This is a genomic window from 'Nostoc azollae' 0708 (assembly GCF_000196515.1).
Taxonomy (GTDB): Bacteria; Cyanobacteriota; Cyanobacteriia; order Cyanobacteriales; family Nostocaceae; genus Trichormus_B; species Trichormus_B azollae.
Genome location: NC_014248.1, coordinates 1333347 through 1353384 on the forward strand (window position 1 = coordinate 1333347; position 20038 = coordinate 1353384).

Annotated in this window: 18 protein-coding genes and 2 pseudogenes; 10 read left to right on the top strand and 10 right to left on the bottom strand. The window is 38.3% G+C overall.

The genetic code is table 11. The features are described from left to right. Window positions 1-424: 424 nt before the first annotated feature. From AAZO_RS43400 to AAZO_RS06075, 6 genes and pseudogenes are all read left to right on the top strand, one after another. Window positions 425-724, top strand: a pseudogene (locus AAZO_RS43400) (plasmid pRiA4b ORF-3 family protein). Between the two features lie 808 nt (window positions 725-1532). Continuing rightward, complete coding sequence (locus AAZO_RS06055; RefSeq protein WP_144031247.1) at window positions 1533-2312, top strand: HalD/BesD family halogenase; 780 nt, start codon at window positions 1533-1535, stop codon at window positions 2310-2312. Window positions 2313-2381: 69 nt separating this feature from the next. Further along, the gene (locus AAZO_RS43405; RefSeq protein ID WP_013190574.1) at window positions 2382-2906 is read left to right on the top strand and encodes an SET domain-containing protein-lysine N-methyltransferase; all 525 of its coding nucleotides are present in this window, start codon (window positions 2382-2384) and stop codon (window positions 2904-2906) included. Window positions 2907-3201: 295 nt separating this feature from the next. Further along, window positions 3202-4023, top strand: a complete 822-nt coding sequence (locus tag AAZO_RS06065; protein ID WP_013190575.1) for a class I SAM-dependent methyltransferase — start codon at window positions 3202-3204, stop codon at window positions 4021-4023. A gap of 114 nt (window positions 4024-4137) precedes the next feature. After that, window positions 4138-5196, top strand: a pseudogene (locus AAZO_RS29050) (IS630 family transposase). A gap of 897 nt (window positions 5197-6093) precedes the next feature. Continuing rightward, entirely contained in the window at window positions 6094-6555 is a 462-nt protein-coding gene (locus tag AAZO_RS06075) for a GNAT family N-acetyltransferase (protein ID WP_013190576.1), read from the top strand. 65 nt (window positions 6556-6620) lie between these two features. On the opposite strand, the gene AAZO_RS06080 is transcribed toward AAZO_RS06075, so the two are convergent. From AAZO_RS06080 to AAZO_RS06110, 9 genes are all read right to left on the bottom strand, one after another. Further along, window positions 6621-6929, bottom strand: coding sequence for a tyrosine-type recombinase/integrase (locus tag AAZO_RS06080; protein ID WP_338027172.1), 309 nt, complete (start codon window positions 6927-6929; stop codon window positions 6621-6623). Between the two features lie 97 nt (window positions 6930-7026). After that, window positions 7027-8040: a GntR family transcriptional regulator gene (locus tag AAZO_RS06085; RefSeq protein WP_013190577.1), complete on the bottom strand. Its 1014-nt coding sequence runs from the start codon at window positions 8038-8040 to the stop codon at window positions 7027-7029. Between the two features lie 132 nt (window positions 8041-8172). Then, complete coding sequence (locus AAZO_RS06090) at window positions 8173-8595, bottom strand: PAS domain-containing protein (RefSeq protein WP_013190578.1); 423 nt, start codon at window positions 8593-8595, stop codon at window positions 8173-8175. Window positions 8596-8696: 101 nt separating this feature from the next. Beyond that, window positions 8697-9560, bottom strand: a complete 864-nt coding sequence (locus AAZO_RS06095) for an IS5 family transposase (RefSeq protein WP_013190579.1) — start codon at window positions 9558-9560, stop codon at window positions 8697-8699. Window positions 9561-9941: 381 nt separating this feature from the next. Further along, window positions 9942-11267, bottom strand: coding sequence for an ammonium transporter (locus tag AAZO_RS06100; RefSeq protein WP_228371531.1), 1326 nt, complete (start codon window positions 11265-11267; stop codon window positions 9942-9944). Window positions 11268-11704: 437 nt separating this feature from the next. Next, a complete protein-coding gene (locus AAZO_RS41005) occupies window positions 11705-12136 on the bottom strand; it encodes a protein kinase domain-containing protein (protein ID WP_266889353.1) in 432 nt (143 codons plus the stop codon). Between the two features lie 19 nt (window positions 12137-12155). Further along, a complete protein-coding gene (locus tag AAZO_RS41010) occupies window positions 12156-13241 on the bottom strand; it encodes a CHASE2 domain-containing protein (protein ID WP_338027173.1) in 1086 nt (361 codons plus the stop codon). A gap of 32 nt (window positions 13242-13273) precedes the next feature. Further along, window positions 13274-13699: a CHASE2 domain-containing protein gene (locus AAZO_RS41015; protein ID WP_049790572.1), complete on the bottom strand. Its 426-nt coding sequence runs from the start codon at window positions 13697-13699 to the stop codon at window positions 13274-13276. A gap of 420 nt (window positions 13700-14119) precedes the next feature. After that, window positions 14120-14425, bottom strand: coding sequence for a hypothetical protein (locus tag AAZO_RS06110; RefSeq protein WP_013190582.1), 306 nt, complete (start codon window positions 14423-14425; stop codon window positions 14120-14122). Window positions 14426-14751: 326 nt separating this feature from the next. On the opposite strand from AAZO_RS06110, the gene AAZO_RS06115 reads away from it, so the two are divergent. Beyond that, window positions 14752-15888: a serine/threonine-protein kinase gene (locus AAZO_RS06115; protein ID WP_013190583.1), complete on the top strand. Its 1137-nt coding sequence runs from the start codon at window positions 14752-14754 to the stop codon at window positions 15886-15888. A 332-nt stretch (window positions 15889-16220) separates the two neighbouring features. Here AAZO_RS06115 and gndA read toward each other — a convergent pair whose 3' ends face one another. Next, window positions 16221-17651 (bottom strand): NADP-dependent phosphogluconate dehydrogenase, encoded by a 1431-nt coding sequence (gene gndA, locus AAZO_RS06120; RefSeq protein WP_013190584.1) that lies wholly within the window; start codon window positions 17649-17651, stop codon window positions 16221-16223. A gap of 219 nt (window positions 17652-17870) precedes the next feature. On the opposite strand from gndA, the gene AAZO_RS43410 reads away from it, so the two are divergent. From AAZO_RS43410 to AAZO_RS26030, 3 genes are all read left to right on the top strand, one after another. Further along, the gene (locus tag AAZO_RS43410) at window positions 17871-18812 is read left to right on the top strand and encodes a Ycf66 family protein (protein WP_013190585.1); all 942 of its coding nucleotides are present in this window, start codon (window positions 17871-17873) and stop codon (window positions 18810-18812) included. Between the two features lie 398 nt (window positions 18813-19210). After that, window positions 19211-19621, top strand: coding sequence for a hypothetical protein (locus AAZO_RS26025; RefSeq protein WP_049790573.1), 411 nt, complete (start codon window positions 19211-19213; stop codon window positions 19619-19621). A gap of 10 nt (window positions 19622-19631) precedes the next feature. Continuing rightward, entirely contained in the window at window positions 19632-19868 is a 237-nt protein-coding gene (locus AAZO_RS26030; RefSeq protein WP_049790574.1) for a hypothetical protein, read from the top strand. Window positions 19869-20038: the final 170 nt, after the last annotated feature.

Below are 20038 nucleotides of genomic sequence, written 5' to 3' on the forward strand. Positions count from 1 at the left end.
TGCTTTAAGCCCGGATAGTTTTTGATGGTGAGTATGTTAAATGTACATCAGGCTGACAAACTTTAGCAATTTTGAGTCTGAGATTGTATGGTAAAAACAGCAGTCCTTATTGACACTCTCAGGTCTAAAGACACTGAGATTCTGCGGACAGAGTACACTCATTGGTGACAAGTTAAGGAAAAGGGGAAATTGTCAAGCGAGGGATTTGCCAGGGTCAAAAATCGTGGGAAACTCAATATAGACAAGTGATTCCTTTTCCTCATCTTCAACGTGGGACTGACCAGTTTTTTTACCACAATTCTCTCAAAGGCTCTTGACACAAAACTTACGGGCTTAACTTTTCACCAATGACTCTTTAACAGTTACATCTGATTGTACAAGAGGTAATGGGCTCGGATAATTATCATATCTATAATCATGGACTATTGCTGGTGTTGATTACGGTCAATCTCAACCAGGTTTTCATGTGCGTTCGGAGAATAGTGTCAAGCTCACTCAGGTGGTTAAGGGTGAGAACTTCAACTTTTCCTATACTTACGATTTTCGCGATAGCTGGGAACATTAGCTTTTGGTGGAAAAAGAACTACTATCTTCTCCAGATACCAAATATCCTGTATGTATTACTGGGAAGTGTGCTTGTCCTCCTGAAGATTGTGGTGCTTCTCGGGGCTATACAGAGTTGCTGGAAATCATTGCTGATCCATCCATCACATCCAGAATATGAGGAGAGGATGGAGTGGGTGGGTGAAAGCTTTAATCCAGATGTTTTCAACATAGATGAAGTGAATAAAATGTTAAAAGATTTACAATAATCTCCCAGAACCCTCCTAATAATTTTGGTAATTTTGGTAGGTCAATCCGTAAAGTTTTTTCTGAGGGGTAAATTATTAATCAGAAACACAAGTTCTAAACACCAGTCTTGACAATACTTTCAGCCTATCTTGCCCCTGGTGACAGCGTCGCTATATCTACCCCATCTCGGCTGTATGCCATATGTGCCTGCACCCCGAATAAATTCCTCCCGTCGCTGATGAAACGGCACGACTAGCTAAAGCTGTGTTTCCCAAAGGTAATCTCTGAAAGCGTGGTACATCTCCATAATATTCGTAATGGCACTGATTTCAGAGCGCATCCTCACTATCTTTAGTGCGTAAATCAAAAAATAAAATTTTTTGATTTTACTATTTACTTGGTTTAGCTTTACTATTATAGTGGTATTATAGGTGTTGTTAAGCAAGTTAGTGTTATATACAGTGAGAGATTCATAGAAACATACAGCTTATTGGAGATGCTTAATTTTTGCTATCAAAAACGGTGTTTCTGTAAGGAAGTATATAACTCTTCAGCTTTTTCAAGTTGAGAGTTTTCAAGCATAATTGCTGAACTTTATACCTATCTCGGCATAATGCTGCAAATACTTTTTTGTTAATAGATTCCGAAAACATTAGTTAGCACTGGTTATCAACAATAACATTATTAAATTTAGTTGTCCAATTCAAAAGGATTTCTTTATGAGCATTCCACTCTTAGATATGGAATCTTCCTTTTCTATCAATCATTCTGAAGATGTTTCAGTTCAAGTCGATCAACTCCTGAGAAAGCATTACTTTGAGAGGGGTTTATTTACTGATAACTTGCTTCAGGACCTTGCAAACAGTTTCCAGAATGAGGCATACGTCAAGATTCCAAACTTTGTTCCACCTGTGATAGAAACAGGTGTTCGTGGAGAGGTTTGCAACTTACTAGATCAACATGCTGTTCGTAGAGAGTTATTTCTCAAGGTAACAAGCAATACTCCACGTTTCATGGAAAATGTTCGACAAGCAGATATTAAGCAAAAAGGAAAAATTATCCCAGCAATATATCATTCAGAAGCTCTAATGTTTTTCCTCTCGATGATTGTGAAAGACGAAGTTATCCTGTGTCCTTTTGAAGAGGAAAAGTATTTGATTACTCGCATGACTCAATCAGGGGATACACACGGTTGGCACTGGGATGATTATAGTTATTCCTTAGTTTGGTTTATGGAAGCTCCACCGCCTGAATTAGGTGGAACAGTTGAGTTAATCCCTAACACCCACTGGGATAAAGAAAACCCTAATGTTGAGTATTATCTAGAACATTTTCCTGTACAGTCACGGAGTCATGCCAAGGGTGACGTTTACTTGATCAAAGCAGACACGACTATGCATCGCGTTACCCCGCTCCGAGGAAATATAACCCGAACTATCGTAAATATGGCTTGGGCTAATAAAGGAGACCTAGAGAAGGAAATTTCTCATGAAACGATAATAGATATGTATGATATTTAAATCTTTTGGCAACATTGCGGCACCCACTATCTGGTTAAACTCAACATTAAAAGTAGCAGGGGTTAGTTGATGTTTTACCCAATCAACACTTTGAATAAACTTAAATCTATAGGGTCTCTGAAGATAGAATTTAGAGAACTAACCAATGGCTTTTGTGTTTTCACAACATTGAGAATTCCGGCGCACTACCCAATCTATCAAGCAAAAGATACTTTGATTTTTCAAAATCAAACTTACCAAACAGTCCAAGTAGATGAACAAACACATTTACTAGATTTTGTGTTTGCAAATATGAACCATTCATGTAATCCATCAACGTTCATAGATTGCGGTAGCTTAACAATATTTGCTGAACGCGATCTTGAGCCAGGGGATGAGTTGACTTTTTTTTATCCCTCTACAGAATGGAGGATGGAGAGACCATTTAAATGTAGGTGCGGTGCTAGTGGTTGCATTGGTAATGTAAAAGGTGCAGCTAAAGTCCTCTCTAGCTCACTAAACAGATATCGCTTAAATAGGCATATTGAGCGATTAAGGAACACTATTTTAACTCGGGAAAAAACTGCTAGTTGTGCCAAGATCCTTAACTCATAAGTTATCTAGGTGTAAACTATGCAGTTCTTGTTGGTGGAGCAGTGACTTTAACTCTGAAGCTTTCTGCTGAAATCTCTTGATCATATTAGCAGTTTCCTCTCAAGGTAATCCCCGGATAATTACTTCTATACATCAATGCCTTGTCCCTAACTATTTTTTATTTATCTTGCTGTGTTGAGGAATCTATGTACTTTGCCTGCCTTCTTTAAATATTCGATTGCTTGAGGAGATGAGCTTGACGTATCTGTCATTTTCACTACTTTTCATTTGTTCCAACATAAGAGGCTCTTAATTAATGATGATTCCAGGATCCTACAACGCTAGTAATGTACATCGTGACATAGATAGGGAAATACAACGTTTGTATACTCAAGTTCTCCTAAGTTGGGATAAGGAGGCACGCACTCTCGCTCGATTTGGGTTGAATGACTGCATGTCGGTCCTGGAATTAGGGAGCGGACCAGGCTTCTTCACACAAAAGCTACTAACTTGGTTACCAAATATTGCCGTGATAGCTGTAGAAATCGCTCCTATATTGGTTTTACGAGCTAAGCATCAGTTGCAAGATAAAATTGGTAAGCGATTACAAATAATTGAAGCCTCAGTGATGGACACAGAATTGAAGGAAAGCAGCTTCGACTTTGCAGTGGCACGCCTGCTGTTTCAGCATTTACCTGATCCATCCGGAGCTGCCAAAGAAATTCTACGCGTACTAAAACCTGGGGGCAAGCTTGTAATTATTGATATAGACCAAGATATTCAATCTATTGTAGATCCGCCAATTCCTAAATCTCCATCGTTATTGTTAGATAATGATAGCCATTTACAAGCCTCTCAAGGTGGAAATGCTCTTATTGGACGCCGCTTACGGCGCATCCTAAAGGAAGTTGGCTTTCAAAATCTTGATTTGGAAGCAATTGTTTTCAACAGTGATGAACTGGGGGTTGAAGGATTTTCGGAGAGATTTGATCCAGATTTATTGCTACCTATAGTCAAAGCTGGACTAGTAACTGAGCAAGAAAAGCAAGATTTTGTTACCTCTTATCAACAGTTCCTTCGATTAGCTGATCCCTTTGTCTTAAATGTTTGGCTAATGGCCTATGGTGAAAAACCATAACGAGTTGGCTTTTTATTATACTAAGAACGGTTAATAATTGGACTTTGATACAGCGACAAAAATAAATATTATAAACAAATAATGAATAAATAGCTATTCTCAACATCAAGTCTGATCTTGAGAATAGATCTTACACAAGAAGAGACTTATAAGTTCGATTATAAAAGATTTCATTATCCTCATCCATTAGTACAAAGGAAGATGGAAGTTCTGTATATAAAAACTCAGTGTATAAGACATAAACAAATTTGTAGCTCGTGCAAAATATCGAAAACAACGTTAACAATATATATATTATACAATATCAATCAGGAGGGGTAGTAGAACTAGAAAAATAAACCATAAAGGACAAACAAGCAACTTGAATCAGTATAGTGATATTTTGGAAGATTATTTTGACAAAAATCCAGCGTCAAGTATTGCAGAAGCGAGCAGTGCTATTGAAAAATTAACTGGTCTAAAGCGCAGTTTAATACAGGTAAGGAAATTTTTGAAAAGAACTGGCTTGCGGTGCTTAAAAGTGGGGTACGTGCCGGGAACCTCAGTAGAATTAGAAAAGATTGAGGAAGTAGAAAAATATAGAGTAGAAAACCTAGGACCATTGTTGCAAGAGGCTATCAGCTGAGAAAAAGCAGTTTTCTTTGTTGATGCAGCACCTAAGTCGTACATCGAGCATATTTAGGATTTTTATGGTGTTTTACAAGAACATTTATCTGTGAACCATCTGGATGAAAGAGATTCAATGTTTTAACAGCACTTAATGCAGTCACTAAGGAAACAATTATGATAACAAATGGAACTTATCTTAATTCAGAAAGCATTTGCCAATTGCTATTTAAATTAGCTAATTCAGGTCTAAATAATCCTATTATTCTGGTACTATATAATGCTAAGTACCAGAAGTTTCACTTGGTACAAAACTATGCAAAACAATTAGAAAAACAGTTATGTTATTTACCTTCTGATTCGCCACATTTAAATCTAATTGAGCGCTTTTGAAACTTTATTAGGAATGAATGTTTATACTCTAAATACTATGCTAATTTCGCTGATTTTAAAGCAGCAATTTCTAACTGGATTGTCACTGCAAACACTGACAAACAAGAAAAGCTAGATAGCTTATTAACTCTCAATTTTCAGACATTTAAAAAATTCCAGGTTTTAGGCATTTAGAGTATAGAAGCAGATCAGGAAAACTTGGATTATGAAGTTGACATAGATCAACGCTATTACTTGTAACTTTACTGATTTGTCTGTTAGGATATGATGGTAAAAACCTTTGAGTAGCTGATTAAGACTTTCTATAATAACAAACGGTTTGCCTATTATTCAGTAATATCGAAATAGTTACTGCCGCTACGCAACACTGTCAAGCCCATGCCGAAAAAATTAAGTCTCAGAGGATGTTTGAAAAGTCAAAGCTAGTAAAAAATCATGGAAGTTGTCTGACGATGATCCGAATCATAGCAAGGTAAATGAAAGTCTCGGTTATTTCAGGAAATTGCTCATATTCTTTGCTGAGTCAGCGATACCAGTTGAGCCAAGCGAAAGTAGGCTCAACCTCCCACCTCTTTGGGAGTAAAACAAATCCCTTGCACTCTTGAGGTCGCAGCACCATTTGGACTGATACGCGAAAAATATCTATCAGTTAACACATAAATGGCTCCCCATCATAATGTGGGTTCACGCATGAATCCACAATAACCCCCATCAACTATGTAAATTTATTTAGCTTTTTTGAGCCTAATGTTAGCCTGCTTGATTTTATTTCCACACCATTTTAACACCATTGAAATTTCCGAACTCAAAAATAACTAGTGCTTGATTTATCTATGTATTCACGCTTTCTACTTAACCTACTTCTGTTTCTAAGTCTAAGTTAATTATGTATCTCAAAAATTATCTGTCATCCAGGTTATGTAAATTATTTTTTTCACTCGTGAAAAATCTGGGTTTTAATAGATTAAAGAGTTTTCCTATGTCAGTACTAGCACTGCTTATTTTAAGAGGAAACTCGATTTAAAAGAGGTTGGAGTTTTTATAGTTTAAGGTGTATAAAGTTGTAATTATATGCAGCACATAGTTATTCAAAGGGGTGATCCTGCTCTTCCCGAAGTCTACAAGCTTATTGAGCAGCTTGACCATTACTTGACACATCTATATAGAGCGGAAAGTAATCACCTTCTGTCACCTGAGTCGCTACAACAGCCAAATGTGACTTTTCTTACCGTTAGCATTGATAACGTAATTGTGGGATGCGGTGCATTGGTCAAGCAAGATGAAGACTATGCAGAGATAAAACGGATGTTCGTTCTGCCAGAGTTTCGAGGCTTAAAGATTGGTCGCCGTCTTTTAGACAAGCTTGAATCCTGTGCGCGGGCATCTGGTCTCAAGCTAATTCGGCTTGAAACTGGTATCTCCCAGCCTGAAGCTTTGGGACTTTATGAAAAAGCAGGCTATCAGCATTGTGACCCTTTTGGAAATTATACCGAAGACCCTTTAGGTATTTTCATGGAAAAGAAACTGGTGTAAATGTTCTCAACGGAGAGCGATTTTTTTCGGGGGAGATGGGTAACAATTAGGTAGGGTTTTAAACATCAATCATCCCAAAGCCCATGAAACTTAGTAGATGCAAGTTCGGTATAACGAACAGTATGCTGAATATTCTTATGCCCCAAATAACTCTGAATTGTTCGGGTATCAATGCCTCCATTAGCCAAACAATAACCCGTTCCATGCCGCAGCATATGGGTATGAAAAGGAAAAGGTAGAGAAGCCTTCTCACTAGCACGTTCAACAATATCGGCGATCATATCATGTGCCAACGGGCCACGTCGAGAAGACTGGAAAATGTAGGGACTAACAGGATAATCTCGTTGCAGCTGACGGAGAGAGCGAATCTCCAGACCGGAAAGTGTTTGAACCGAGGGTGTCCCTCTTTTGACTCACTTCACGTAAATTGTGCCACCATTCCAAGGACTAGGGTAATCAATTTATTTCCAACTATGGATGTGCCGCGATGCTCAAATGTGATTTTGCCAATTGGATTGCAGATAAGCGTGCTTTTAAAACTGACACATTAGTTTCATTGAGGCTAAAATTAAAGACCATTACCCTAGAAAGTAGAGAACTATACTGACGTACATAATCTTCAACTTCTTTGGAAACACAAACTGCCTCAGCCTGTTCTAAAACCTGGGGATTTTGCTGAAGCTGCTGCAATCCTAAAGGTTGAAAATTTATGTGGGAAACTCCAGCTTTTTGTAACATATTTTTCATGTCTTCACTTCTGCTCTCTTCTTGACAAATAAGCAATATTAAAGCGTTACGAGGCAAAGATGAAATTTGTGTTAAAAGTTGTAAGTCTGGCTTAATATCAACACCAATTACTTCCTGTTCACTCTCAGCTATTTGAGTTACTTCCCATAAATGTTGCACCGTTGTAATCACAATATCAGCGGCTAACAACTCTTTCAACGCTTTTGGCTGTTTAGCCTTTAAATCTTCTAGCTCAAGGAATAATAAATGTTTTTTGATTTCTGTTTGAATAGCTTTATATACATCTGCACTATGTTGTAAGCATTCTACAAATACTAACTTTAAAGCTGCAGGCTGATGTCGATTCACCATTACTGCTTGTGCGTAAGCAGCCCCACCAAATTCAGATGGAGATAATCCAATTATGGTTGCAGCATTAAAGGCTTGACCTAACAGATTGTACAATTGCTTGTAGGTAACAAGATTCTCTACAGCTTGAGAGTTAGCGACAAAAGTTCCTTTACCCCTTTGAGCTATCAGATAACCAGATTCAATTAGATAGTTATAAACTGCCGCAATAGTGTTGTGATTTACTCCTAGATGTTTAGCTAATTGAGTAACAGTCGGCAAGGCATTACTTGGCTGTAGTTCTCCAATCGCAATTAGTAGTTTAATCTGTTCAACAATCTGAGCATTAATTGTTATCGGTGCAGAGGTATCAACAATAATAGGAAACCAAACAGGTGCAGGTATTACCATAATCGGTAGACAATAATTCTTCTGAAGAAAGAGTTTTAATAATTATATTCTCCTGACTTGGAATAACAAATATATCAAAAAATGATTAATCTTTAGTAACAAATGAGAATCTTTCTTAAGAAACTAATTGAATTAACCAAGAGATGGAAAAAGAAACATTTTATTTTTAATAAAATCTAACTCCGGCTCAATGCTCCACTGGTTTATTTCACGAAACGTCCAAATTCTCCCCACAATCTTCTCTTTTAAGTATTGAGGCTGTGAAGTGCGCTTAAATAATCGACCATCCTTGAGTTTAATAATGTCATAAATCTCTAATTCCATATATATGTAAATTTCTTGAATCTCTTTAATAAAAATATTAGGATTTTTCACCTGAGAGCAAGCAAATTCTAATGCTAGCTTTTCATCTTGCTCGCTCACTATTTGTGAAGGTAACCCCCACATCTCTATAAATTTTCTATTCAGGCTTACCATCTTTCTGTTGTTATCAACTACAACAATTCCTGTGGCATTAGCTTGGCTTATTGTTTGATTTAAATAATTTATGATCATTAAGTACAGCCATTTTTCAGTAAATGTCCTTATAAATTATAGTACGATTGAATTTAAGATATCCCTATTACTTAAGTAGTATATCTCTTGCAAAATTAATTTTATGGTATAGTAGGGGTCTTAAATTTCGTTACGGCTAAACTTAACTCGTAGTTGTAAATTGCGGACAGTAAGTTACAACGCAGACCATAACGACGACGGCGATTACGATATCTATCACCAAAAATCTTAAAAATTTTCAGGCGGCGATTGATGTGTTCAATGCCGATTCTCGCTGTTGCCAGAACCCGATTATAGTCTTTTTCTAAGATAGAGAGTTCTCTGTTTTTAGGCTTTTTTTCGGGAGTGTAACTGTTGCTATGAAATTGGTCAATTCCTTGATAACCACTATCGTGTATACCTTGTATTTCGGCATGAAGATGAATTCCACTAGCTTTGAATAAGGAAAAATCGTGGCAGCTACCTTTACCAAAGAAAGTACAAATAATTTCCCCCGTTTCTTGATTGATAATCAATTGGCTTTTGAGGGTATGACGTTCTTTCTTTCCTGAATAAAATTCCTCTTGTTTTCTTTTTGGACGTTCAACGGGAGTTTCAGTTACATCCATTACTACTACGTCAGGCTGATTCAAACCTCTGAGCAAGGCCTTTTTTCCGGGAAGACGGAACATTCCTGACTGCACCAGTTCTGATTCTATGCGATGAACAATGCGACAAATAGTTGATTCCGACACTCGCCAACTCGTAGCAATATGAAAGTAAGTTCGGTATTCTCTCCAGTATTCCAGAGTCACCAAAACTTGCTCTTGAATACCAAGTAGAGGTTTCCGTCTGCTGTTACTGTACTTGTTACTTGCTTGGAATGATTTTATAGTTTTAACTATTCTCTTAAAAGTTTTTTTCCTAACTCCAAAGTGAATTTTAAATGCCCTTAGATTTAACTGTTGGATGCACTGATAATTCATTTCTTCATAACCTCATATTAGGGCAATAATAGAATTTAATTTACTCTTTTTTTTGCGATATATCCTAGGGCACGCCCCAAGTCTCCCTTTTCTCAATTATCTTACCTAATTACCATTAAAGTAAAACTTTTCTTCATAACATAAAAACAATCCTGTAAGAGGTCTATTGAAAAAAGAAGCAAGAATTTGCTCAAACACCGTTCATGAAGTTCCTGCAAGATAAGAGTATAGACCCAGAAGACCAAGGTGGTTAAAACCACTCCTGTCGCTTCCCTCTCAGGGCTAAAGCCGCTGAATTTCCCACATACCGTCTATTGTTATGATCAAATCCCCGATTTCTCAAAGAAGTCGGGGAGCTAATACTCATAAGTTGATATTTTTCTAAACGTTAATGCGATCACCAAACTCGGAGTTATACCCTTCTTCTCCGTGTTCGTGGATATCTAGACCTTGATTTTCTGCTTCCTCTTTGACACGCAAACCAATGGTAGCATCAATAATTTTCAAAATTATCCATGTGCCAGTACCGGCAATGATATAAGCTATGGCGATCGCTGCTAGTTCTACGAAAAATTCCCTAAAATTACCACGTAATACCCCATCTTTACCGCCTGAGTTGACTTCGGTGGTGGCAAAAATGGAGGTTAAAATTGCCCCTAATGTTCCACCGACACCATGAACGGGAAAGGTGTCTAAGGCATCGTCAACGTTCAATTTGTGCTTGAAACTGACTGCATAGAAGCAGAGGAAGGCGGTAATGAAACCGATTAGAATCGCTGCTAAGGGTGTGACAAATCCTGCAGCTGGAGTAATACCAACTAAACCAGCTACTGCACCTGTGGCTGCACCAACTGCGGTGGGTTTACCTCTCAGAGTTGCTTCTAGAATTAGCCACATTAACGTACCAGCTGCTGCTGCTGTATTAGTAGCAACAAAGGCTGCTGTGGCAATGCTACCAGCGGATAAGGCGCTACCAGCGTTAAAGCCAAACCAGCCAAACCAGAGTAAACCAGCACCCAATAAAATAAAGGGGACGTTGTGGGGTGGACTGAGGCGATCAGGGTGGCTTTTCCGGGGTCCGAGAACGATGGCTGCTACAAGTGCAGAAACCCCAGAACTAATATGTACGACTGTGCCACCTGCAAAGTCAAGAGCGCCTAAACCACCGTATAAACCCAAAAATCCACCTTTTGCCCAGACCATGTGTGCTAGGGGTGTGTAGATAAAGGTTGACCACAACAGCACAAATAGGCAATAGGCGCGGAAACTCATCCGTTCTGCGATCGCCCCAGAAATTAAAGCTGGGGTGATGATTGCAAACATGGCTTGATAGATCATGAATGCTTGATGAGGTATTGTCCCCGCATAGGAAACTACTTCCGCAGGGGCTGAATCTTCCAAATAACCGGTTGTTTCTAAACCGACTCCATTTAAGCCTAACCACTCCAAGCCACCGATAAAGGGTACACCAGGGGCAAATGATAGGCTATAACCCCAGAGAACCCAGGTTACTCCGATAATGGCCATCAACACAAAACTCATCATTAAGGTGTTGAGGATGTTGCGCGATCGCACAAACCCACCATAAAAGAAAGCCAATCCCGGTGTCATCAGCAATACGAGTGCTGACGATATCAGCATAAATGCTGTATCTCCAGTATCAGGATCAGGTGGTGTAGATCTTCCTTGGGCTAATGCATTGCCCATCAGTGGGAATGTTAACAAAAATAGGGTCAAAACCCCAATCGTCAAAACTTTCTTCAGCACTTGTTTTGTTCCTATGCACAAGTTAATTTACATTACTTAATTGAAGTTACGTAGAGTTTGATACTATTTATGTTCTTAAAGTTACTCAAGGTTCACTTTTTGGAAAACTTTAACAAAAAAATAATCTTCATTATAATTGCTAATGGTGAAAATCATAATTTATTTATGTATGGTTTGCATAATTTAATGCAACATCTACATTTTTCTAAATAAACGCGCTTTGTAAGAATTCAGGAGTCAGGACTCAGGAGTTAGAATGTTTGAGAAATTGCTTAATTATTAAATTAGGTATTTTTGGCGTTAGCCTGAAAAAGCTGACTGCTTATGGCTGTTCGCGTACCGTGCCGTTAGCCATTAGCTGAATGCTTACCCAATGACTAATAACTAATTGACTTTAAATCCTGAAGAACAACAGTAGCAGATTGATAGCGATCACTAAAGTTGTAACAAACCATCTTATCTAAAATAGCCGCTAATTCATTGCTGACATTGGTTGTTTGTCGCCATATAATCTTACCAGTTTCTGGATGCAGCGGGAATTCCTGGGGTGCAGTGCCAGTGATAGCTTGAATACCAATCATACCTAAAGCGTAAATATCACTCGATAACCTGGGATGTCCAGCAAACTGTTCTGGTGGTGAATAGCCTCTTGTACCAATAGCAACGGTAGCTAATTCCGTTTCCTCATCTATGCGTGGTTGAATTAACTTGACTGCACCAAAATCTATTAATACCAGTTGATTATTTTCACTACCTCTTATAATATTGCTTGGTTTAATATCCCGATAAATTAGACGGCGTTGATATATATAATAATATTTCTAAAATTTATTGAATAAGATTAACAACATAGGCTTCAGTTTTCGCACCTTTTTCTGGTGTTAATTCTTTACTCAAAGTGTTGCCAAGAATATACTCTTGAACTAAATAAAACTCCTGATCTTCTTCAAAATAAGTAAAGAGTTCAGTAATTTGCGGATGTTTACCTAAAACTGCTAATATTTCAGCTTCAGTATTAAATAACCTGCGGGCAACTTGCAAAAGCTTCGGATCTCGACGGGTTGGCATTAACTCTTTAACTACACAGATAGGATTACCTTTTCGTTTAGTATCTTCTGCTAAATAAGTACAACTAAAGCCGCCAGAAGCAAGAGATTTAGAGATTTTGAAACCTCCAGCCAAAAGTAACTCATCGGTTTTGAATATTGATATTTCTGCAAACTTAAAGTCATCAAAATTAGATGGAAGTTCTGTTGTTTGCTCTAATAGTAAGCCTAATTGTGTGATCGCATCTTCTTGTTGTTCTACTTTCAACACAATTGTCTGGTTTTGCTTTTGAGTTTGGTAAGTAGTATAACCCATGACAGCAAGACCGCTGAATACTAAACCCAAAGCAGGTGCAAATAGAGGTATCCATATTGCTTGTAGATAAAAACCAGCAGTAATTACCACTACACCTACAAAAATGAAACCTTCTAATAACAGAAACATCAAAGGATGTCGCCATTGCCATGCTAAAACAGCACGTACTAATGAACAACTCCAAATCCATAATAACTCAGCCCAGTCTGGCCAATAATACATCAGAGGTCGTCCATCCAGAACCGTCGTCAGAATTTGACTAGCTATTTGAGCATGAACAAAAATACGAGGTATTCTTGCAGGTTGGTCTGATAAACTGCTATAGGGAGTATAAAACCCAGGATGAAGACTATTAGCAGTCGTCCCAATAATTACCAAGCGATCTTGCACCCAATTGGGATTTACTTGATCTGTCAGAACCTCTGTCAAAGTAACTTGTATAGCCAGGTGATTTGGATGACGAGAATTTAATAAAATTTGATAGCCATAGGCATCTGTATCTTCATAGCTGCCAGCATTTTTATCTAAGCGGGGAAATAAAGTTTTACCTATTTAAAATTCTTGATTTTTAGTTAGATTATAAGTTATACCTTTTTTTCCAAATAATTAATAGCTAACAAAGCTGCAAAGGGAAATTGTGTTTTACATTGTGTTTTACATTGACTATCTTTATCTGTAGAATTGGAAAATAATAAACCACGACGAATAGCTTGATCTGTAGAGTTGTCTGTCACCACATCATCAAACCCGATATTCTCTAGAGGAGAATCACGAGGTAGGGGAACTTCTAACCTACCAATATTGCTTAACAAACAAGTCCCAATGATTTGATTTTGCAGATTAGTACCTAAATTTTGTTGTTGATGACCATAAATATTTAATCCAATTACACGGGGGTGATAAGAAGCTAATTTTTGTACTAACTTATTGATAGTTTGGTCTGATAAAGGCCACTGTTCCCGCATCAGATCCTCTTGAGTAATGCTGACTAATAAAATGCGTGCATTCATTGCTTCTTAGGGACGCGAACGCAAAATCTGGTCATAAATCCTTAACTCCGAAGCTTGTAAACATTTCACTTCCTTGGTTCCCCAGACTAAAACTGTTCCCGCATCAGATCCTCTTGAGTAATGCTGACTAATAAAATGCGTGCATTCATTGCTTCTTAGGGACGCGAACGCAAAATTTGGTCATAAATCCTTAACTCCGAAGCTTGTAAACATTTCACTTCCTTGGTTCCCCAGACTAAAGCAGTCTCTCCCATAATACTCAGCAATAGGATAGACAGGCAATTATGGAAGCTAAAAGTTAGACTTGATCCTCGATCTTGAATAAACAATGCACCGAAGTTAGCGAAAAGTCTATTAATCACGGTATGGTAGTAGGCTGGGGTTGTAGATGTTGGAGTATTTGGTTCACTGTAGAATTTTTTAATTCAGCAATTTATTCTTGCAGAGATTTCTTCCCTCTTCCACAGGACTCAACACTGATAAAGGCATTGGTGTGGATGATATGGGTGTTGATTGAGTTGATGCATCTAACTGGGGTGGTTGGGGTAATATTTCCGCTTGTACCTCACTGAAATAACCACCAACAATTTTATCGTAGTTGGATACAACCGCTAAAAATGCTCCTCCTAAAATATAGGTAGGTAATGGTAGGGAAACTTCTTTTACCCAATCCAAAAATTGTGCTAAAGCAAATAATAAGAAAACACAAAAAAGCCAAACTTTCATTTTTTCTTTCCCTAAATAGAAACCATAATCTTTAAACAGCTTGTATGATACTAGATGTAAGCTACAATCACCAACTTTTTGATAAAAGCTCTATCACGTTGTGATCAAAGTAAATAATTCTTTTTCGTAAAAAGTCAGGCACAATAAAATATAAGTAGTTGACTCTTCTCCAGCCTCAAGGTAGGGAAATTCTTAAGTAGCTAAGACACCCACTCTTAAGGTGTAGTCACAACACCTCTAGTAACTCCATCGAGATTTAATCCCCCACCCAGGCTAAACAGATAAGTTTGTGATTTACTGAATATAAGTGAATATGACTTTACCTTATGAGTTATTGTCTTAATCCCCATTGTTCCAAGCCGGAAAACCCTAATGATGTCAAGTTTTGCCTGACTTGTGGTACTAAGTTACTTCTCAAAGAACGTTACCGCGCTATCAAACCCATCGGACAAGGTGGTTTTGGCAGAACCTTTTTAGCAGTGGATGAGGATAAACCCTCCAAGCCTCCGTGTGTAATCAAGCAATTTTATCCCCAAGCCCAAGGTACAAATACAGTACAGAAAGCCGTAGAGTTATTTAATCAAGAAGCTATACAGTTGGATCATTTGGGACAACATCCACAAATTCCTGCACTTTTATCCTATTGTACTCAAGATGATAGACAGTATCTAGTCCAAGAATTTATTAATGGATTAAATTTAGCTCAGGAATTAGCACAAAATGGCGCATTTAATGAAACCAAAATTCGGCAATTATTAATTGATCTATTGTCAGTGCTGCAATTTTGCCATAGCAGAGAAGTAATTCACCGAGATATTAAACCAGAAAATATTATTCGTCGGGGTAGTGATACTAGGTTAGTAATTGTAGATTTTGGTGCAGCAAAATATGCTACAAGTACGGCTTTAAATCATACGGGTACAAGTATAGGTAGTCCTGAATATGTGGCACCGGAACAAATGCGAGGTCGGGCGGTTTTTGCCAGTGATATTTATAGTTTAGGTGTAACTTGTATTAATCTTTTAACAGCGCGCTCGCCCTTTGACAGTTATGATACCCATAACGCAGCTTGGATTTGGCGACAATACCTGAAAACCCCAGTTAGTAACGAATTGGGCAAGATTATCGATAAAATGCTAGAAAGTATCCCTAGTAGACGTTATCAAACAACTGATGCAGTTCTTAAAGATTTGAATATTCAATCTACCATAGGCATTCCACCAACAATTATCAGTCAACCAGCCACCCAAGCATCACCAAATTATCCACCAAATTTTGTTTCCCAAACTCCTAGTCAAATTGAAAAGGAATTACTGGAAATAAAAACAAAGTTTATAGGTGGTAAGGTGCAACCAAAAAATGTTGCACAACAACCATCTGTTTCTACGAATAATCCTACCAAGCAGGATGCTGTAGATAAAGAATTGCAGGAGATCAGGGATAAGTTTTTGGGTAATGGGTGATTTTAAACTTTGATAAAGATAAAAGTAGAAATAGGTATCTTAATTCCGCCACTCACAAAAGCGGCTTGACCATCGCCTATTTTTTGAGAAATTTCAGTATTTTTCTAAACACCAGAATTAGTCGTTCTAAGCATCGTTTAATGTGCCTAAAGACAGAAACTATATCCAATTATAGAAGATTGTCACTTTTTCTCTATCTTTTGATGCATTTTTAAAATGCTACTTTATACTGGCATTGACTACTGCTGTAAGTTGCTGTCAAAAAAATGACTCTGAAAATCAGAGCCATTATCTAAAATTATGAAAATTTCTACACCTTCACTAGATGCAATTTACTTCTTAGCTTCAGCGATGGGAACCCACTCAGTGTGGAAAGTTCCTTCTTTATCAGTACGCTTGTAGGTATGAGCGCCGAAGTAATCGCGTTGTGCTTGAGTCAAGTTTTGAGGCAAGCGATCGCGACGGTAACTATCGAAGTAATCTACAGAAGCACTGAAAGCTGGAACAGGAATACCCAACTTAGCAGCAGTAATAATTACTTCCCGCCAAGCAGCTTGTCTGTCGAGAATTGTTTGCTTAAATTCAGGTGCTAACAACAAGTTAGGTAGTGCTGGATTTTGGTCAAATGCCTTCTTAATCTTATTCAAGAAGCCAGCACGAATAATACAGCCACCCTTCCAAATCCGAGCCATTTCGCCCAAATTCAAATCCCAATTGTAGGTTTTAGAAGCTGTAGATAACAACGCCATACCTTGAGCATAAGAACAAATTTTGGAACAATAGAGCGCATCACGTACCATGTTCACAAAACTCTTAATTTCTCCGGTATACTTACCACTTGGTCCTGTGATTTGCTTGGAAGCCGCAATCCGTTCATCTCTAATAGAAGAGAGAATCCGGGAATTAACAGCAGCAGTAATTGTAGGAATAGCAACGCCTAATTCCAAAGCAGTTTGTACAGTCCAACGACCAGTCCCTTTTTGTCCCGCAGCGTCAATAATCAAATCAACCAAGGGTTTCTTTGTTTCTGGGTCAACGTAGGGGAAAATATTAGCTGTAATCTCAATCAAAAATGAATTGAGTTCGTCAGTTTCATTCCACTCAGTAAATACTTCATGTAGCTGTGCAGCACTCAAACCAGCCACATTTTTCAGCAAGTCGTAAGCTTCTGCAATTAACTGCATATCGCCGTACTCAATGCCGTTGTGAACCATTTTTACATAGTGACCAGAACCCCCAGGACCAATATAGGTTACACAAGGTCCATCATCAACTTGGGCAGCAATTTTGTTGAAAATGGGGGATAGATACTCATAGGAACTTTTTGTACCACCAGGCATGAGAGAAGGACCATTTAGTGCGCCTTCTTCACCACCACTCACACCCATACCGATATAACGTAAACCAGTTGGTTCTAGTTCTTGAGTACGTCTTTCGGTATCTTCAAACCAAGAGTTACCACCGTCAATAATGATATCGCCTTCTTGTAATAAGGGCTTAAGCTGTTGAATTACTGCATCGACAGGCTTACCAGCTTGCACCATCACTAGGATTTTGCGGGGGCGTTCTAGTGCAGCAACGAATTCTTCGAGGCTAAAGGCTGCAACGACATTCCGTCCTCCTGCGCGTTGCGCCATGAAGGCATCGGTTTTTTCACGAGAACGGTTGTAAACTGCAATTGGGAAGCCATTACGCTCAACATTTAGAGCGATGTTTTCGCCCATAACGGCTAATCCAATCACACCAAAGCTTTGTAGGGTCATAAATTTGTTTGGCTAACTCTTGCAGATCCTTTCACCTTTAAGGGTAAACCGAGATTTTGGCTTCACTCCTAAAGAAGACATTAAGAGTTGATATTAAGGACAAAAAATCACAACTAATACAGATAATTAGTTTTAATTTGTATCTAAGTCAACATTTTAGTGAGAAAATTCGCAAAATGGAAATACTGGCACAAATAAAAAAGTAAGGAGTATGAAAAAATGCTTGCCTATTTCCTAGCATTAGTGGTTGCACTGGGAAGTTTAGCTATTTACCTATCAGCTTTCTTTTTTCCAGAAATCCATCGCAAGAACGATTTTGTTTGGAGTGGAGTAGGTTTATTTTATGCTTTAGTATTATGGATTTTTGCACCCCAGATTACAGGAGGATTGTTACTGGGTCATGTGGCCAGTGTGGCGCTTTTAGTTTGGTTTGGCTGGCAAACTTTATCATTACGTCGTCAACTGACTCCGGAAGTCCAACAAACGCCTATCCCCAGTCCAGAGTTAGTCAAGATAAGTATACAAGAGCAGGTGTCAAAGTTTTCTGTGCAGGAAAAGTTGTCACAATTACCAGCATTAATTGGCAATGTCTTCAGAGGTCTGAAGGGGAAGGTGCAGCAAACAGTGAGTAAAACTCCTTCTGTACCGAAACCTAAACCGGTGGTGGAGATTATTGATAAAACTACTCCTGTTCCAGAACAACCGAGTCCAGCAGCAGTACCACCAGCTGAGGAAATCTCAACTGAAGCGGAAAGTGTTACCGATATAGAACTAACAGCAGAATCAGGGATTGAAACTCAAGTAACTCAACCGGCAAACTTGCCAGAAACCGAAGTTATCACAGAAGCAGTAACTGTTTCTTCTCCTGAAGAACCAGCGGAAAGTGTTACCAGTATAGAACCAACACCAGAATCAGGGATTGAAACTCAAGTAACCCAACCGGTAAACCTGCCAGAAACCGAAGTTATCACAGAAGCGGTAACTGTTTCTTCTCCTGAACAACCAATAGAGTCTGTCTCGAGAACTGAAAGGGAAGAATCTCAATCTACAACTCCGTCAACAACAGCGCTGAGTGAGGAAGTTGTCTCAGATGCTTCTCATGTTCCCCCTGGGGAAGTACTACCGGAAAAAACCCCGCCAAATGAAGGAAATATTGATTAGGATTTGGTGCTGGGGATTAGTAACATGAGCTGATTCCCAGATGGTTTATTCATTTATGAGTGGTATCCTTTAAATAATTATTGTCATCTTTGCGATAAACGAGACTAAACGCTAAAACCCTTAATAAATAAGGGTCTTAGCGATTTTCCTTTTAATCTTTTTTGTATCCTAATTTTTAAAGTAAATGATGTCATATTTCTTGAGGTGAGCTTATGCCCAAAAAACCTATGAATCAAGCCTTTCCAGGATTTTAGAGTGAGGAGGAGGAATTAATTGATGCGATCCGCCAAGCACCTGAGAACATAGATCGTAGGGATGCGATCGCAGATGCGGCGAAAGCTTTGGGCAAAAGCACTATAACTATTAAGCGCATCATATAGAAAGTTGAGCAGGTAGGGGTGGCAACTCTAGCTGTTGGACGTAAGGATCAAGGACAATATCGTATTTCCAAAGAGTGGCATGATTTTATTGTTAGCCTTCATCACTGGCGTAATAGAGAAGGTTATCGAATCAATCACAATCAGATTTCTGGATATTTAAAAGCCTTGGCTTCTCAAAGAGAGAAACTGCGAGACAAAAAACATGATAAGAAATTTAAGGGATATTCTCAGGTGAGAGAAGACCTCATAGTAGGAAAACACCCTTCTCATGTCACTGTTTATAAAGTAATTAATTCCTATTTAGAAGCAAAATATAATAAAGTTCGCCATCCTGGTTCGCCGATAGAAGCACAAATTCTACAAACAACTGAAGGAAGGTATTTTAGAAATCACCTACAGCAACCAGATTTGGCAAATAGACCATACTAGATTAGATATTTTGTTAGTTGACGAGGAGAATAAGAAAGTTATTGGTCGTCCATACATCACTTTGCTAATGGATAGTTATTCTGGTTGTGTCACAGGGTTTTATTTAGGTTTTGAACCTGCTGGCTCCCATCAAGTTGGTTTAGCTCTGGGTAATGGAATTTTACCAAAGCACTACGAAACAGAGTACGAACTTCAAGAAAAATGGGGGATTTGTGGAATACCTAAATATATAAATAATAATATATAACGAGAGATAGTGCAAAGGGATTTGAGTCCGAACATTTAAAACAGGTTTCACTACAATTACTTTTTATACGGCGTTTGCATACTTTTCCCCAGGCAGGTGGTTTAATTGAATCTATTTTTGACAAGATTAATAAAGAAATATTGTTATTATATGGTAGATACAGGGGTTCA

What these genes read in the sequence shown, in the direction of transcription:
- AAZO_RS06100 (WP_228371531.1), bottom strand. Translation starts at nt 11,267, where the DNA reads ATGGGCAATGCATTAGCCCAAGGAAGATCTACACCACCTGATCCTGAT.
- gndA (WP_013190584.1), bottom strand. Translation starts at nt 17,651, where the DNA reads ATGACCCTACAAAGCTTTGGTGTGATTGGATTAGCCGTTATGGGCGAA.
- AAZO_RS43405 (WP_013190574.1), top strand. Translation starts at nt 2,382, where the DNA reads ATGTTTTACCCAATCAACACTTTGAATAAACTTAAATCTATAGGGTCT.
- AAZO_RS06055 (WP_144031247.1), top strand. Translation starts at nt 1,533, where the DNA reads ATGGAATCTTCCTTTTCTATCAATCATTCTGAAGATGTTTCAGTTCAA.
- AAZO_RS41015 (WP_049790572.1), bottom strand. Translation starts at nt 13,699, where the DNA reads ATGAATGCACGCATTTTATTAGTCAGCATTACTCAAGAGGATCTGATG.
- AAZO_RS06115 (WP_013190583.1), top strand. Translation starts at nt 14,752, where the DNA reads ATGAGTTATTGTCTTAATCCCCATTGTTCCAAGCCGGAAAACCCTAAT.
- AAZO_RS06075 (WP_013190576.1), top strand. Translation starts at nt 6,094, where the DNA reads ATGCAGCACATAGTTATTCAAAGGGGTGATCCTGCTCTTCCCGAAGTC.
- AAZO_RS43410 (WP_013190585.1), top strand. Translation starts at nt 17,871, where the DNA reads ATGCTTGCCTATTTCCTAGCATTAGTGGTTGCACTGGGAAGTTTAGCT.
- AAZO_RS06095 (WP_013190579.1), bottom strand. Translation starts at nt 9,560, where the DNA reads ATGAATTATCAGTGCATCCAACAGTTAAATCTAAGGGCATTTAAAATT.
- AAZO_RS06085 (WP_013190577.1), bottom strand. Translation starts at nt 8,040, where the DNA reads ATGGTAATACCTGCACCTGTTTGGTTTCCTATTATTGTTGATACCTCT.
- AAZO_RS06110 (WP_013190582.1), bottom strand. Translation starts at nt 14,425, where the DNA reads ATGAAAGTTTGGCTTTTTTGTGTTTTCTTATTATTTGCTTTAGCACAA.
- AAZO_RS06065 (WP_013190575.1), top strand. Translation starts at nt 3,202, where the DNA reads ATGATGATTCCAGGATCCTACAACGCTAGTAATGTACATCGTGACATA.
- AAZO_RS06090 (WP_013190578.1), bottom strand. Translation starts at nt 8,595, where the DNA reads ATGATCATAAATTATTTAAATCAAACAATAAGCCAAGCTAATGCCACA.